The sequence below is a fragment of the Streptomyces sp. SDT5-1 genome (genome assembly GCF_052245995.1).
In the GTDB taxonomy this organism is placed as follows: Bacteria; Actinomycetota; Actinomycetes; order Streptomycetales; family Streptomycetaceae; genus Streptomyces.
Map to the genome: position 1 here is coordinate 68168 of NZ_JBQQCQ010000002.1, position 15266 is coordinate 83433.

Here is a 15266-nt window from a genome sequence, read left to right on the forward strand (position 1 = left end):
AGAAGAAGCGGCCTCGGCAGCTCAGCGGGACGCCTTTTGTTGGAGGACCCAGACGTAGTGCCACCGGTGCGCTGGCTGCTCGGGTGCGCAGCGCTGGAAACGAGTTGCGACCGACGGGGACGGTGTCCCACCCCGAGACGGAACCCGCCGTGTCGCCCGTCCTACCGAGCGTCAGGGGCAAGGCAGCGCGCCCGGTGGGCTAGGCGAGGACGTCCACGCGTGCAGCGCAGGCCCGCTGAATGGCCCGCAGGTCAGCCCGCGCGGGGTCGGTGCTTCCGCCGCGGACGGCTGCCTGCACCTTCGTCTCGACCTCGTCTACCACCTCGTCAGAGAGGAACGGCAGACCAATGCGGTGGTAGCCGGTGTCCACGGGCGTGGACAGGCCGAGCTTGACGGTGTCCCAGGCCCGCAACACTGCTTTCTGCTCGTTGGCGTGGAGGGAGCTGGTCGGTGGCTCGCCACGCGGCCGCCGGATCCAGGGCTTCACCATGCTCGGCGTTCTGTGCCTGCGTGCCTGGTCGAGGTCGTCGAGATCTCTCAGCAGGGATTGCGTGTCGGCCTGGATCTGAGTGCACAGCTTCCGCGCTCGAGCGAATGTCTTGTGGGTGACCACTGCGGCAGCCACCACGAGCGTCAGGCTGGTGGAAATCATGGGTACCGGGTAGGTGGCGACGAATCGTGCCGCCAGGAACGACGCCACGGCGAAGATGCCCGTCACGTTCGCAACCACCCGGAAGCCTGCCGCTCGCTGAATGCGGCTGGTGAGCCGCTCCAAGACGTGGTCTTTCGGCTCAGCGATCCGGGACACGATGGTCAGCGCGGCGTAGATCAGTGACAACGACAGAGCAGCCTGCCGGTAGTGGACCGGATGCGCTGTGCCGTCGAAGACCTTGACCAGACTGACTACCGGGCCGGGGACCGCGAAGATTCCGACGACGTAGAGGATCACGAAGGTCCTGAGAAGACCCTCACGGAGAGGGTTCGCCTTCAGATACCGGTTGAGCGTGGGAATCCCGGACATCATTAGCACCCATCCGCCCACGAAGACCCAGTTGCTGAGCCCCCGCTGGCCGCCCCGGTAGAGGAGATCTCCCCACGCGATGCCCACGAACCCCAGAGGGGGCAAAGCGAGTTGCCAATAGGTGCGCGCGGCCCTGACCGATGTCATGGGCCAACTGTGCGAGAGCGAGCCGGTCGGCTGGGCCAACTTGAGGTAGGCCAGAGGATTCCAGCACCGTGCGACCGCTTACGCGAAACTGCCGGGTAGCGCTCGGCTTGCGTCTGCCCGGCTCCTCGGCCACGGGCTGCGCCGCCCCGCCCGCCTGTGGAGCCGTTGTGGGCGCAGGCGTCGCATCTCGCAGGTTGCGGTCAGGATCCGTCCGCGCGTCAGCGGCTGCGCAGGCGTGGGGCTACGTCCTTGGTCGGGAGGTCGAGTGTGGTGAGGGCTTGTTCAATGTCCACCCGGAGCGGGTCGCCGACGAGCCGGCAACTGATGATGTGGGTGGCGACGATGACTGCGACCGCCGTCTGGATCGCCTCTGGATATCCGGACTCACGGTTGTCCCAGTCGATGTTGATATTGCTGGACTCGTCCTGCACTGCGTATGCGGAGGCGGTCCTCAGCCGAGCGTGATCGTATGAGGAAAGGTCGCGGTAGAGAACGTACCTGTGCTGCTCGTCCATCGCGGTGGTGAGGTTCTCAAAGTTTCCTACCGAGCCCAGGAGGGTCCCGTGCCGGGGGTTCGTGTGCTCTCGTCCGCAGACCTCGGCCGGGTCGTTGGCGGCGTACTCCTCTTCCAGCTCGTCCAGGCCCTCCCAACCAGCGTTCTTCATTTTGCCGAGAAGTGCCTTGTTCTGCCGTGCGCCGTAGCAGATGACGGCCTTCAGTCCTTCTTCGCCGCACTGGTCCACGAACGCCATGGTGAGTTCGTGCTCAATGAGCAGGCGGAGCAGGGGCCTCGCCTGGACGACGAAGCCGTCCTTGATCAAGTTGAACGCCGCCTCGCCAGTCCGTAGGCAGTACACCCACCAGCCGGCGAGAACGTGGGTGACCCGGTCCTTGTCGGTGTAGCGAGGGCCGGAGCCGATGAGGGTCTGTGCGGCAGCCACGAGGCCTCTGCCAACCCTCTCTGCGCGGTCCGCCAACTCCTTGTCGTTCCTCAGCTGTCTTGTCATGGACCAACCTTGACGGAGGATTACGGCGAGGCGTCAGTGCCTCACCGTGTTCGTGCCACGAGCATCGAGCGGTGCGGTAGCCACCTGGTGGTCCCCGGAGAGCGGGCGAGTGCGCAGTTCCCGAGCGGTCGGGTGCGCAGGTGTGTGATCACGGTGGTGCCGGGTGCGCAGTCGGCGGGACGCGTTCCCTGCATCCGGAGGTGGTGCGCTGCGTGCTGACCTCGTGAGGCACGCTCGGCAGGTCTTCCTGAGTTGCTCGGCGGCAGGTTGCGCACTGCGAAAGCGCAGGTCACAGAGCTGCGCACCGGTTGCGCAGTAGGGACGGGCTGGCGCTGCGCAGCACGGCGTCACGGGCCGCTTGGGTGCGCACTCTGGTGCGAGGTCGAGCCGGAAGGGCCTGCGCACCGGGCGTCGAAGAGCTCCTCGTGGAGGGTTCTAGCCCTGCGCAGTGGACCGGAAGTTGCGCAGTGCCTCGTACCGTCGGGCGAACCCGTTGGCGAGTTTCTCCGCCCGCGCGATGTCGTCCAGGGTCGGTGTGCGGTTCCCGGCGGTCACGCCGTCGTGCACGAGGCGTGCCAGGACGGCGTCCGCGGTCGGCGCCACCCCCTGCTCCTCGAACTCCGTCACCCAGCGGCGGTAGATGCGCTGTTCCAGGGCGTAGCGGCGCAGGGTGCTGTGGGTGACGGGCCGGCCGCTGTGCCCGGTGATGCCGTCGGCGGCGAGCTGGTTGGACAGTTCCTCGAATGCAGCGGCGCCACTGGGCTCCTGGCCGTGGGTGGTGACGTAGCGCTCGTAGGCGAGGAAGTAGTGGTCCGGGACGGTGAGGGCCACGGTTGCCGCCTCTGGAGTCTGGTCCCCTCCCCCGGCATCAGGGTCGTCGTCGGTATCGGTGAGCGGCACGTCGACCTGGTGGCGCTGGCGCTGCGACGGGACCGGCGCAGGTTGTGCTGTCGCCTCGGCATTCTGCTCGCGCTCAGGCTCGGCCTGGGTGACGTTGTCCGGCACGAGTCGCGGGTCCGGGGCGTCGAGGCCGTGGTGGTGGTGCAGGTAGTCGGTGAACTGGTTGAGGTCGGGTGTGTTCCCGAACTCCGCGGCGTAGGCCGATGCGGCGTGCCGGTAGAAGTCCGCCCAGTCGCGGTCCAGCTGTTCGGCATCGACTTGCTCGGGGCGTGTGTGGTCGTCGCGGCGGGCGGCGCCCTCCCCCAGTTCGGAGTAGAGGGCCAGCAGGGGGCGGAGCTGTTCTTCGGGCAGTGGGCTCTGGTCGGCCTGGTGGATGCCTTGCTCGTGCAGGTAGTGCGCGAACTGGAGGGCCGTTGGCTCGACCTGATGCAGCCGCCAGAACGCCTCGTAGTGGTCGCGGAAGTCGTCAGGCGCGAGGGCCTCGTTCCGCTGTCGCACACCTTCGGCGGGTTCGTGGGCGGTGGTTGTGTCGGCTGCTTCCTGCGGAGAGCTGGGGGCGAGTTCCGCGCGGGCCGACGCCGGGGCGGGAAGGAGCGCGTTCGGGACCTCGAGGCCCGCCGCCTGAAGTCCCTCTGGCGCGGTACGCGCCAGCGGCACTCCGTACCGGGCCAGGCGCAGCGGCATCAGCGACTCCACGGGGGCCTTGCGCCGCCAGTTCCGGCCGAAGCGGGATCGGAGCTGTGCCTGGTAGACGAGACGCTGCTGCTCGAGCTGGATGACGTCGGAGTATCGGCGGATCTCCCATAGCTTCATCCTCCTCCAGAGCAGGAAGGTCGGTCCCGGCGACAGCAGCCAGCGCGTGATGCGGACGCCTTCCATGTGCCGGTCGGCCGTGATGTCAGCGATACGCCCGACTGCGTGCCGGGCGGCTTCAACGGCCACGATGAACAGGACCGGGATCACGGCGTGCATGCCGACGCCGAGCGGATCTCCCCATGCTGCGGCGCCGTTGAAGGCGATCGTGGCTGCCGTCAGCAGCCAGGCGACCTGGCGCAGCAGCGGGAACGGGATCCGGATCCACGTGAGCAGGAGGTCCAGGGCGAGGCACACGGCGATGCCACAGTCCACGCCGATCGGGAAGACGTACGCGAAGGTGCCGAAGCCCTTCTCCTCAGCGAGCTCCCGCACGGCGCTGTAGGAGCCGGCGAAGCCGATGCCTGCGATGACGACGGCCCCGGCCACGACAAGGCCGATCAGGATGCGGTGTGCGCGAGTGAGTTGAATCTTGCCTCGCTGGTGTCCCGTCCCCGCGGTCACGTCCTGTACCTCTCCTGCCCCAGCCATAACGAACGTGTCTCACACTCTCACGGCTTCCGTTACAGATCAGTGCCATGCGGCTGCTGGGTGAGTGATCGTCAACGAAAAGTGACCAAGCTGGTGGTCCTGGTCAGCAGTGCGGCGCCTGGCCGAGTTGGCCAGGCGCCGCAGTATTCCGACGGAATACGTGTCATCGCTTCCGGGTGGAGTTCCGGCGCGGGATGTGGAGAGCATCGGCTACGGCTGCGATGTCGTCGAGCGCTTCGTTGCGTGGGTCGAGGTAGCGCAGGGGCTTCTGCTGGACGATGGTGTCCTTGAAGCGCTGCTTGCGTCGGATGATCGGCAGGAGCTTCTCGCTCCAGTCCGGGTTGCTTCGGATGGCCTTGATGGCGTCGTCGGCGACCGCTCCGGCGCTGCGGCGGATCTCTCCGTCGGCGTTGAGGGGGATGTTGGTTGCGAGGATGTGCTGTACCTCGGTCTTGAAGCCGAAGCGCCGGAACTTCTTCGCGCCCTTCTCCAGCGTCTCTTCGAGGTCCTGGAGGCCGATGATGTACTTGAACTCATCTGCCACGCATCCGATGACTTCTGGGTTGATCATGGCGATCGACAGGAGCAGGATGCCGAGGGTCGGGCCGCAGTCGAAGAACAGGATGTCCCAGCGGCCTTCGGGCATCTGCTCGTCCAGGACGTTCTGCAGCCACAGGACGCCGGCGGGGTCGAGTCCGAGGTTAACCTCGGCGTCCGCCATCTGTGGCGTTCCGAGGATGAGTTCGAGGTTGGGGATCTGTCGGAAGGCGCTGTCGTCGTCGCCGTCCTTGATGCGGTAGCGGGCCGGGACCACCGCGTCTTCGAGGCGGCAGTTTCCCTGCAGGACGTCGAAGATGGTCGGCTGGCCGTCCGGGGGGTCCTGATAGCCGAGGATGTGCGAGGCGGTGCGCTGGGGGTCGAAGTCTGCGACGCCTACCTTGTTCCCTCGGGCTGCCGCTTCGTTGGCGAGGTTGATGACGTCCTGGGTCTTGCCGGCGCCGCCCGCAATGACGGAGCAGGCGAGGATGCGGGTTTCGCCGACCGTGGGCGGCGGGGTCTTGGTGCTCAAGAGGTCTCCTGAGAAGTCGTACTGGGTGCCGGTATTCCGTCGGAATACTGATGGCTCCTCAGGCTCGGTATTCCGACGGAATACCGAGCTGGCTCACTGGCTGTTGAGGCGGTCCTGTTCCCACGCCGTCGGCTCGTAGTTGACGGCGGTCTTCAGGTGGGCGAGGTAGTCCCGGACGTGTGCGTCCCATGCCTTGGTGGCATCGGCGGCACGCTCCTCGGATACGGCCAGGGCAACGGCAAGGGCGACGTGCGCGGTCAGCTTCGCGTTGCCGGAATCGGAGACCTCTGCGAAGTAGCGGTCCGGCTTAGCCACGTCGGGGCCGATCGGCTTGGAGGACGAGCGGAGCCACTCGTGGGCCGTTTCACGTGCCGATCGGCTAGCCGGGAGCAGGAGTGCCGGGGCCAGAACCCTCAGTGTCTCTCGGGGGTTCGAGGGGACGCCCAGTTCCACGACGGTGCGGCAGGCCTGCACTCGCAGCTGTGCTGCCTCATCGCTGGGATCGGGTTCGTCTGCGGCCGGCTCCTCCCGGCGGGGTTGACGATCTGCCGGTGTCTTGTCGGCCGCATCGTCCGGTGTCTCGGCTTGGGGCTGGCGCGTGCTCTTGGAGCTCTCCTCGGCGGGCTCGCCGGGCGACTGCCGCTGCTGTGGTGGAACCGGAGACGACTTCTTGTTCTTCTGGTCCGCCTTGGGCTTCGTGGTCGTCGACGGAGCGAGCACCCTGGCTGCAGCGAAGGCCGCCTTCAGGCCTTCCTCCTTCATGACGAGCCATGCGTTCACAAGGTGGTCCGGCGCCGTGAGCCGGTCGAGGAGTACCTCGGCTTCGCTGACGGCGAGGGCACCGCCCATGACGGCCTGCTGTACCTCGGGAGGCAGGTTCAGGAGCTTGACGCGGCGGGAGATATGAGGCTGCTTGCATCCCGTCTGGGCGGCGACCTCCGTCTGCGTCATCCCGTCATCGAGCGCTCCCTGGAAACCGAGAGCTTCCTCAATGGGGTTGAGCGGGATCCGCCGCATGTTCTCGGGCAGGCCGAGCAGACGCGCCCGCGGGATCTTCCCGTTGGTGACCTTGCAGGGCGCCTCGGTTTCTCCGGCGCGCTTCAGAGCCAGGCACCGGTTGTGGCCGATCAGCGTGACGTAGTCGTCACCCGGGACAGAGCCCAGCTGTTCCTCAAGCTCTTCCAGCTTGTCGGGCTGTGTCTCGGCGAGTCGTGTGCGCCAGTACGTGAGGAACGGTTCGACCTCGGCAACCGACAGGTCCTGGAGGACACCGCCTTCTGCCTTGATGGACTCGGTGAGTTCGTCGATGTCCTCGTCGCGGAAGACCAGGCGAGGGTTGAAGGGGTTGGCGTGGAGGTTATCGAGGGGGATGCTGATGATCTCCACTGCATCAGGGTCGTCCCAGATGCTCCTGTTCTTCTTCTTTTTCGAGCCAAAGGTCATCGTGGGCCCGGAGGCGCCAGCGGCCATGGAGGTACTCCTGTGACGAGGGGGAGCCAACGGAGGTGACCTTAGCGGGCTCACCACCCCCTCTTCGTCAACGGGGCAGTATTCCGACGGAATACTCGAAGCTTGGATCGCTACATACGTGACGTATGTCCGTGGATGGTAGGGGAGTTGCACGGTCCACACTCGATCGCGCGCGACAACCATCCGGCAGGGCTCGGCGGTTCGTATTCCGACGGAATACCAACCGCCCTCGCGGTACGAGGCACGTGGAGCCGCCCTAGAAACACAAAAGGGCCCTGTGCCTCACCCGCTTCGGGGAGACACAGGGCCCTCACCATGCACGTGGCGGTGCGTGGGTCGCTCAGCCCACGTAACGTCCGCGTCGTCTTCGGGGTTGGGGATACGGATGTCACTTGCCGCTGCGGCTGGATGGCGCATCACCGTGACGGGGACGGCACCGAGTTCCGCACGAGGTGCATAGACCATCCGCCAGGAGTCGTCCCATTCGCAGCCGCAGGGATGGTCCGGGTGCGGATGGCGCAGGAAGACGCCATGGGCGTGAACGGCGCGAGCGGGCCGGGCGATGCGGACCGCGGGGTCGTCTCCGGGGTACAGGTGCAGGGTCCGCCAGCCGTACACGTGGGTCATGAGGGCGGTCGCGGCCTGCATGGTGTCCTCCCACCGTTGGTGCCCGAGGGCGACGAACGCCACCGGGTAGATGTGGTTGGCGGCGGGGTGGTCGAGTCCGGCGACGTGAATCCCCCGGTGTGAGATGAAGTTGCTGCCTGCTGCGTCGTCCGGGTTGGGGGCCCAGAGTTGTTCGGCGGGTCCGGTAGTGCCGTCGTCGCCCTCAACGGTGAGGATCTCGTACAGGGCCGAGGTGGTCATGCGCGCGCCTCCAGGAGTGCGGCGTTGAGGAGCATCACGGGATCGGAGAGGGCCGGGTCAACGAACAGGTGATGGTCGCTGACATCGAGCGGGGCGTACCGCGTGATGATGCGGTAGCCGGGGATGGCGCTGGTGTGGCGGCCTTTGAGTGCTGCAGCGATCTGGTCGGCGTCTTGCTGGGCGTCCCGGGTGCGGGTGTAGGGGCCGAGGCGTAGCAGGGTGCGGCTCTCGTGGCTGTTGTCGCGTTTTCGGGCCTCGATGTAGAGCGCCATGTGTGCGGGGGACATGCCGAGGTCGTCGGGGAGCGGCAGGCCGGCGGCGGCGTGGGTGCGTGGCCTGTAGGGGGACTGCCAGATTCCGATGATCGCGGTGGTGGGGCAGCGCAGCCAGCCGCGTTCGGTGTAGCCGGTCTCACCGCGACCCACGACGGGGGCGTACGGGGTGTCGGGGTGGACCAGGGCGACGGCGATCTGGTCCGTGCCGTGGTCGTCGCCGGGGCGCGTCTGTGCGCGTTCCACGAAGTTGCCCACGTGTATGGCGATGTCCTGGCAGTGACCGGGGGTCCAGGGCTTGGGGTGTTTCAGGGCGGTGAGCGTCGCCTGGAATGCGTCGACGATGGCCTGGTCCTCGGGGCTGATGGTGCCGGGGGCGTTGCCGCAGCGGCGGAGGGGGCGTCGGGGCATTGGTGGAGCTCCTGTTTGCGGTCGTGAGTCAGCGGGTGTGGCCGGTGCTGTGTGGTCGTGCAGGAGGCGTACGGCGGCGGGCGTCGCGTTCTCCTGGGCGCTGCCGCCCGGTGGGGCGGGCGGCAGCTCGAAGCAGGTGGGGGAGGTCGTGCCGTGATGCTCTATGGGTCGCTGTCGTCGATGCCGTTGACGGGCATGTCGCCGAGGAGGTCGTACACGGCTCGGGTGAGGGCGGTGAGGTCCAGCTCGTCGAAGTGCTTGGCGAGTTGAGCACCGGCCAGCGGGTGCAGGCTGATGCCGAGTCGCGGGGGCTGGCGGCTGGCGAGCATGGCGTCGATGGCGTCGGCGAGCCTGTGGGTGGCTGCGGTGGTGACGTCGATACTGTGGCAGTGCGCGACGTCCAGTCCGTGGACGCCGGCAGGCCCGATGTTGATGCAGATGTCCGGCTGCTCGCCTGCCGCGGGTTCGTAGCCGATGCCGGTGAGTGCTTCGGCCAGGGCGTGGATGGCCCGGTTGCGGTCGCTGTGGTCGGCTGGCGTCTCGGGTGGCTGTTCTGTCTGCGGTGCTTCCCAGAGGACGTCGATGGTGTCGACGTCGAGCCGGATGGGCCCGTCGGCGGTGCCGGGGAGGGTGAGGCGTCCGGTGACGCGCAGCAGGTCGCTTGGCTCGCAGTCGTGGAGCAGTGCGTGGGCGGTCTGGGGTTGGCTGGTGGTGCAGGGGATGAGGGCCTCTTGTTCCGCTGTGCAGTCGGCGGGGGAGGAGATGATCCTGAAGGAGGCGGTCCCGTCGGTGTCACCGGGGACGGCGGCGGTGTCGAGGTAGCCGGTGAGGGCGAGCGGTATCTGTTCCATCAGCGTGTCGCCTTCCTCCTGCGTCCGGTGGCCTGGCGGCGCAGCGTGCGTGGCAGGGAGCCGACGGACTTCCGGTGTCGGGCGAGGGCGCGGGCCTGGTCGCGGCCGCAGGCGAGGCTGCATTCGCTGCACGGTTCGGTGGCGGCGGCTTCGTGGCAGCGGTGGCCTTCGACGGTGCCGTGCGGGGCGGTGATGCCGTGGGTGGCGGCCAGCGGGTACAGGGTGGCGGCTGGCACGTCGGTGCGCTGGGTGATGGCGCGTTCGCTGTGGCCGTCGCGGAGCAGTACGAGGGCGACGGCCTCGCTCGCCGTGAGCAGGGCGGGCGAGAGGGAGGGCGTCGTGGTCGCCATGGGGTGGGTCCTTCCGGGGCGCGGGGGCGGAATGGGTGCGGGCCGTCGGGGCGTCGGGGCGTGGGGGAGTGCCTCGGCGGGGGAGTCCGTGGCGGTGTCGGACGCCGCGCGGAGCAGGGCGGCTTTGGTCTCGGGGGTGCTTAGTTTGCGTAGTGTCATGCGGCCCGCCCCCAGCGGTCGGTGCCGGGGCGTCCCGCTCGGCGGCCGTTGACGGACGGCACCTGGGCGTGGCGGGGGGCGGCGAGGCGGGCCTGGCCGCTGTGCTTGCCGTCGTAGAGGGCGGCGTCGGCGGCGCGCTGCAGTTGCGTCAGGTCCTGTGTGAGGACGGCGTCGGGGCTGGCGGCGCCGACCGACGCGGCCACGGGCACGTCCTGGCCGTCGACGGTGACCGGGGCGTGCAGCATCCGCATGAGCGTGGCGAGTCGGGCCTCGCGCTCGCTTCGGGGCAGGCGGAGGACGAGGGCGAACTCGTCGCCTCCGAGCCGGCCGAGCGCCGTGTGGGGACCGGCCCATGCGGTGAGGCGGGCGGCGGTCGCGGTGAGCACGGCGTCACCGGCGGCGTGCCCTAACTGGTCGTTGATCTGTTTGAAGCGGTCCAGGTCGACCATGACAACGAGGCTGTCGTTGCCGTGGCGGGCCAGCAGCCGCTGGGCGTGGGCGGTGAAGACGTCGCGGCGCTGGAGACCGGTGAGCGGGTCGCGGCCCGCGGCCTTCAGGCGCCGGTGCAGCGTGAAGGCGTGCACGGTCCAGCCGGTGAGCGGCACCGCGAGGGTCGTGATGAACAGGGCGCTCTGCCCGATGGGTGTCCGAACGTGCATGACGGGGTCCATACTTGGATCTCCCTCTCGTCTCGTACGGGATGGGGGACCCGGGGCGGCCGACTGGTTTTGCGGCCTTTGGCGGCCGTCCCGGGGCGGAGCTACAGCTGGTGGTCGCCGCGGACGGCGGTCCAGCTGACGGGGTTCATCCAGCGGCCGGCCTTCGCGGCGGGCCACTCCATCTGCCAGCCGGACCGGATGCCGCGCGCGGTCCAGCTGTCGTGCTGCCGGTCGGGGATCGCGTGTCCGTCCTGCTGCGCGGCGAGCGCGGCGTCGTACACCTCGTGGGCGGGCCGCAGGGCCGTGGCGGGGGAGTCCGCTTCGCCGGTGAAGACGTGCAGACCCCGCCGGGCCGGGTTGGTGGTGTCGTGTATCGGGACGTCTACCTCGTAGACCTCGTGGTGCGGCATGACGACCCTTCTCCTTTCTGTGCCTGGTCCTGGCGCCGTGTGCGTGAGGGACCACCGCGACCGCCCCGGTTCGGGGCCGGGGCGGCACGGAGTGTCCGTCAGGCAGTGGCCGAGGCGGGGGAGTCGAGGTCGATTCCGCGCAGTCCGTCGAGGTCGTACGCGGTGAGGCGGTCCTGGTGCTGTGCGGCGACCGCTTGGCCGGTGGCGCGCCTGTAGGCGTAGCCGTAGGCCCGCATGCCGGCGTCGGTGTCGGCGAGGGCCTGGTCGACAGCGTTGCGCGCGAGGTGCTCGAGCCAGGTCTGGGCGGCCTCCTCCCCGTTGGCGCGTGACGTTGCGGCGGCCAGGGCGTCTGCCCGCAGCCTGCTGGAGCCGGAACGGCCCCCGAAGTGCTCCCAGCCCCGCCGTGCCTCGCGCATGCCGTGGGGGTCGGCGTCCCAGTGGGCGGCCCAGTGCACGGCCCGCTCGGGGATCTCCTGCTGGATGAGGTGCAGAACGTCGCTGCCGCGGGAGCCCAGGGCGCGGTGGGCGTCGGTCTCCTCGAGGACACGGATCTGGTGGGAGAGCCGCCGGTCGGGATGGCGGCGCTGGCTCCCGGTACTGGTCTCGCCCAGCGGCTCCACGACCCACAGTCGCATGGGCCAGGTGAAGGGGAAGGTGCCCATGTCCTCCAGTGCCTCGCCGGCGTGCTTGACGCTGCAGAAGTAGGAGAAGCCGTTCTCCTCGCACCACTTGGTGCGGCAGGGGTGGGGGTGGTCGATGACGTGGTCGATGTTGGCGGCGAGGTTCACTGGGGTGCCGGAGTGTCGGGACAGTTCGATGATGCCGTCGGCGGGGGTTGCGATGTACCAGGTGACGGGCTGGTGGCAGTCGGGGCAGCCGTGGGCCCAGTGGTCGCCGTCGGGGAGATCGGACGGGGTGAGGGGGTGCGGGTGCGGCCCGTCGGCGGCGCGGCTCATCAGCAGACCGCTTCCGTTGTCTCGGCTTGGAGGCCGTCGGGCTCGTCCGCCTCATCACCGGGGGTGAGGCCGTGGACGGTGCAAAAGATGCCATCGTCGCCGTCCAACTCGCCGCTCAGCGCCCGGAACAGGCAGGTGACGCCGGTGACGGGCACCCAGGCGCGGCCCGTGCAGTCGTCGTCCTGAGGGCAGGGCACCTGTACCTCGAAGCCGGACTCACCCAAGCCGCCGACGTTGGGACGGAGAGTGAGGGTGAGGTACTGCTGTCCGAGGCGGATCTCGGCGACGCGGTCGCCCTCGGCGATGTCCGAGCCGGGCTTCCACTGCCACAGCGGGAGGATCGCGTCGCCGAACACGCGGCGTACGAGCAGCAGATCACCGTCGGCCGGCGTGGGGTCGCTGCGGCGGGCGGTGCTGATTCGCTTCAGCAGCGGCAGCAGGCGATGGAGGCTTTCGGCGAAGACGACATCGTGGAAGCCCTCCTTCTTGAGTGTCCCTGCCGAGGTGACCATGTTCTGGTGCTGCTCGAGGACGACGTGCTTGGGGACGCTCCGGTTGGTGTCCCGTCCGGATTGCCGCTTCACGCAGACGGTGGCCGGGGTGGGGACGAGGAGCGCGATGGGCAGCATGCCGTGACGCTTGGCGGCCTCGACCAGTGGCTTCCGCGCGGCGCGGGTGACGTTGGTGGCGTCGACGACCGTGAAGCGGCGCCTGCGCATGCGTGCCTCGAGGAGGAGGTGGAGGGCGGCGACGGCGTCATTGGTGGCGGCCTGGTCGCCCGCGTCGTCGCTCACGGTCTCCCGCAGAGCGTCGAGTGAGAGGACCTGGGAGGCCGACCAGGTGTTCGCGAGCGTCGACTTCCCGGCTCCGGCGGGTCCGATGAGGACCACGAGGCTGTTGTCGGCGATCTGCGGATCGGCTTCGGTCATGCGGGTTCTCCTTGCGGGTTCAGGGCGTGGGCGGCGCGGATGAGGCGCGGCCCGACCTCGTCGGTGAGCAGCTCTGCGGCTTCGTGCAGAGGACAGGAGGCGTCGCCGTCGCGGTCGGGTTCGATCTGCTCAGCACGTGCACCGGCGGCGGCGAGCAGCTGGGCGAGCGCCGGGATGAGCCCGCCGGGCACGTCGATGTCCTCGATGAGTTCGAGCAGGCCTCCCGCGAGCTCCTGCCGGTCGGTGTCGTCGGCGGCGAGCTCGTCCTGGGCCTGCTGCAGGGCGAGCAGGGCGATGTCGACCGCGGCGCGGACGCGATCCGGACGGGTGCGGCGCGAGGCGGTCACTGGGCGGCCCCGGGGTGCGGCGGGGCCGACAGAGGGTGTCCGACGCGGGTGAGCAGGACTTGCAGCGTGGCGCCGGGGCGGGAGTAGTCGCTCGTGGCGGGCAGGCCGCAGGACGAGCAGTCACGCTCGGCGCCGCGCCAGGTGACGTGGCAGCGGCCGCACAGGTGGTCGTGTCCGTGGCGGCGGGTGATACGGCGTATGGCCGCGGCTGCAGGGTGTCTGGGGGAGTGGTTCATGAGGGTCTTCGCTCCGCTCAGGAAGGCGGCGGCCAGCCCGCGCCGCGATGGTGGGCCGGCCGCTGCGGGGTCTACCAGGACAGTTCGCGCGCAGCGCGGCTGGGCACCATGCCGGGCCAGGGCGTGATGCGGCGCTGAGAGCCGCAGTCGGGGCTGGCGTCGCGGTGCGGGAAGCGGCCGCCGGTGCCGTGCAGTTCCTTGAGGAGCTGCAGCAGGTCCTCCTCGCAGTTCAGGGCGGTGTCGACGTAGCCGTGTCCGCAGGTGCACGGCGCGATGAGGGTGAAAGCGAGGCCCTCGTCGCCGTCGGTGCAGTGGTGCAGCCACAGGCCGCCGTCGAGGTGGGAGACGGCGCTCGGGGGTAGTCCGGCCCCGAGCACGGCGGGCTTGCCGGTCCAGTCGTCCTCGTCCAGGACCTTCCCGAGGGTGTCGGGGTAGAAGCTCCAGGCGTGGTCCAGGGCGGCGGTCTTGGCGTCCTCGGACTGTTCGTCGGCGTCCTGCTGGTCCGTCTCGAAGGCGATGGTGAAGAGCCGGGCGAGCGGCGACGTGTCGTCGGCGGACTTGGCGGTGGGAGGGATGAGGGTCTCGGTCATGTACAGCTCCGCGGTTGTGGTGCGGGCCGGGCTGTCCGGTCCTCGGTGCCGTCCTGACCGCGCGGGCGCGGCCGGGACGGCACCGGGGATCGTCAGGCGGGAAGGGCGAGTTCAGGCGGCGAGCCGGTGACGGTCTGCGGGCCTCGGGTCGTGCATCACGGTGTCCGGGCTGGGCTGGTAGCCGCGCTCGCAGGGGTCGCAGTGGCCCAGGGTGCGCAGAGGCAGGCAGTGGTAGTACCGGCGCTCACATTTAGGGCATGTCTGGCGTTTCGCCATGGCGCGGTCGAGCGCTTCCTCTTGCGCGAGGGTCGGTGTCCTCTTGGGCCTGGCCAGGTCGATGCGGAGCAGGAAGCCGCGGGTGGGGTGCGTGCAGGACCGGTGGGGGCGGGTGGCGCAGAGCTTGCACCGCAGGATGGCAACCGGACCCTCGTTGGCGCCGGGGCTAAGACCCATGTCCCGCAACTGGCGTCGCGTGGCGAGGCCCTCGGGCATCGTTCTGTGGTCATACTCGGGCAGCGCAGCCGCCCCCCGCAGAACGCTCGCCGCACGGCGAGGCTTCTTCTGGGCTCTCGGCATCACCTAGTCCACTGCTCGGGGAGACGCTGCGCGGGCACTGGGTAGCGGGGGCCGGGGCGCTGTGGACGGGGTCGTCCGATCCGGCGGCGCGGGCGGGGAATGAGCACGGCGTTCCTCCAGTGCGTGTCGGGGTAGCACTGCGCCCCGTCGACGTAGTGGGTCGACGGGGCGCAGTGCTGTCTTCGAACGGGGACGGGGCTACAGGAGTGCGGTGACGAGCGCGGCCGCCAGGGCGAGGAGCGAGAGCACGGTGATGTCGCCGGCGGTGCGCAGCCCTCGGTATTTGCGCTTGGCGATCCGGGCGAGGTGGATGACGTGAGCGGGCTGGTCGACGGGCTCCTCGAGGTCCTTCACCAGTTCCTCCGGGGTGCACCGCGCCCAGTGGAGGTAGCTGCCGTTTGCGGCGCCGCCGAGGCGGGGGCGTACGGCGAGGAGGACGGTGAGCATGGCGACGATCAGCCCGACGCCGCCGAGGCCGACGAGGGCTGCTGGCAGGGCCGGGAGGTTGCGGCTGGGGTTGGCCGCGAGGAGGGCGGCGAGCGGCAGGCTGAAGGCGGTCAGGAGTACGCCTGCCTTGGCGTCGGTGCGGCTGATCTCGGCGAGGACCTTGCTGGCGGCCGCGTCGAGTCGGGCGTCGAGTGCGCGCGTGGGAGCGGCTGCGGGTTGCCGGTTGATCGTGTCGGTCATGGCGGTTC

Annotated in this window: 18 protein-coding genes; all 18 read right to left on the minus strand. The window is 69.3% G+C overall.

Annotation, left to right across the window (positions count from 1 at the left end):
• Positions 1–199 precede the first annotated feature (199 nt).
• Positions 200–1168 carry a hypothetical protein gene (locus ACTWJ8_RS40145; protein ID WP_443265323.1) on the minus strand — a complete coding sequence of 323 codons (969 nt, stop codon included), beginning with the start codon at positions 1166–1168 and terminating at the stop codon, positions 200–202.
• A 218-nt stretch (positions 1169–1386) separates the two neighbouring features.
• A complete protein-coding gene (locus ACTWJ8_RS40150) occupies positions 1387–2175 on the minus strand; it encodes a DUF5677 domain-containing protein (protein WP_443265325.1) in 789 nt (262 codons plus the stop codon).
• A 435-nt stretch (positions 2176–2610) separates the two neighbouring features.
• Complete coding sequence (locus tag ACTWJ8_RS40155) at positions 2611–4392, minus strand: DUF2637 domain-containing protein (protein ID WP_443265327.1); 1782 nt, start codon at positions 4390–4392, stop codon at positions 2611–2613.
• 190 nt (positions 4393–4582) lie between these two features.
• Complete coding sequence (locus ACTWJ8_RS40160; protein ID WP_443265328.1) at positions 4583–5488, minus strand: ParA family protein; 906 nt, start codon at positions 5486–5488, stop codon at positions 4583–4585.
• Positions 5489–5581: 93 nt separating this feature from the next.
• Positions 5582–6958, minus strand: a complete 1377-nt coding sequence (locus ACTWJ8_RS40165) for a ParB/RepB/Spo0J family partition protein (protein WP_443265330.1) — start codon at positions 6956–6958, stop codon at positions 5582–5584.
• Between the two features lie 282 nt (positions 6959–7240).
• Complete coding sequence (locus ACTWJ8_RS40170; RefSeq protein ID WP_443265332.1) at positions 7241–7825, minus strand: hypothetical protein; 585 nt, start codon at positions 7823–7825, stop codon at positions 7241–7243.
• On the minus strand, positions 7822–8508 hold the full coding sequence (locus ACTWJ8_RS40175) for a hypothetical protein (RefSeq protein ID WP_443265333.1): 687 nt from the start codon (positions 8506–8508) through the stop codon (positions 7822–7824). Before ACTWJ8_RS40175 ends, ACTWJ8_RS40170 begins: the two co-directional genes overlap by 4 nt.
• Positions 8509–8669: 161 nt before the next feature.
• Complete coding sequence (locus ACTWJ8_RS40180; RefSeq protein ID WP_443265335.1) at positions 8670–9359, minus strand: hypothetical protein; 690 nt, start codon at positions 9357–9359, stop codon at positions 8670–8672.
• Positions 9359–9709 carry a hypothetical protein gene (locus tag ACTWJ8_RS40185; protein WP_443265336.1) on the minus strand — a complete coding sequence of 117 codons (351 nt, stop codon included), beginning with the start codon at positions 9707–9709 and terminating at the stop codon, positions 9359–9361. Before ACTWJ8_RS40185 ends, ACTWJ8_RS40180 begins: the two co-directional genes overlap by 1 nt.
• A gap of 155 nt (positions 9710–9864) precedes the next feature.
• A complete protein-coding gene (locus tag ACTWJ8_RS40190; protein WP_443265338.1) occupies positions 9865–10539 on the minus strand; it encodes a GGDEF domain-containing protein in 675 nt (224 codons plus the stop codon).
• Positions 10540–10628: 89 nt separating this feature from the next.
• Positions 10629–10937, minus strand: a complete 309-nt coding sequence (locus ACTWJ8_RS40195) for a hypothetical protein (protein WP_443265339.1) — start codon at positions 10935–10937, stop codon at positions 10629–10631.
• A 98-nt stretch (positions 10938–11035) separates the two neighbouring features.
• A complete protein-coding gene (locus tag ACTWJ8_RS40200) occupies positions 11036–11893 on the minus strand; it encodes a hypothetical protein (RefSeq protein ID WP_443265341.1) in 858 nt (285 codons plus the stop codon).
• A complete protein-coding gene (locus ACTWJ8_RS40205; protein ID WP_443265342.1) occupies positions 11893–12822 on the minus strand; it encodes an AAA family ATPase in 930 nt (309 codons plus the stop codon). Before ACTWJ8_RS40205 ends, ACTWJ8_RS40200 begins: the two co-directional genes overlap by 1 nt.
• On the minus strand, positions 12819–13169 hold the full coding sequence (locus ACTWJ8_RS40210) for a hypothetical protein (RefSeq protein ID WP_443265344.1): 351 nt from the start codon (positions 13167–13169) through the stop codon (positions 12819–12821). The genes ACTWJ8_RS40205 and ACTWJ8_RS40210 overlap by 4 nt, the downstream gene beginning before the upstream one ends.
• Positions 13166–13405, minus strand: coding sequence for a hypothetical protein (locus tag ACTWJ8_RS40215; RefSeq protein WP_443265346.1), 240 nt, complete (start codon positions 13403–13405; stop codon positions 13166–13168). Before ACTWJ8_RS40215 ends, ACTWJ8_RS40210 begins: the two co-directional genes overlap by 4 nt.
• Before the next feature lie 71 nt (positions 13406–13476).
• Positions 13477–13995 carry a hypothetical protein gene (locus ACTWJ8_RS40220; RefSeq protein WP_443265347.1) on the minus strand — a complete coding sequence of 173 codons (519 nt, stop codon included), beginning with the start codon at positions 13993–13995 and terminating at the stop codon, positions 13477–13479.
• A gap of 111 nt (positions 13996–14106) precedes the next feature.
• Entirely contained in the window at positions 14107–14571 is a 465-nt protein-coding gene (locus tag ACTWJ8_RS40225; RefSeq protein WP_443265349.1) for an RRQRL motif-containing zinc-binding protein, read from the minus strand.
• 198 nt (positions 14572–14769) lie between these two features.
• Entirely contained in the window at positions 14770–15258 is a 489-nt protein-coding gene (locus ACTWJ8_RS40230) for a Pycsar system effector family protein (protein ID WP_443265351.1), read from the minus strand.
• Positions 15259–15266 lie beyond the last annotated feature (8 nt).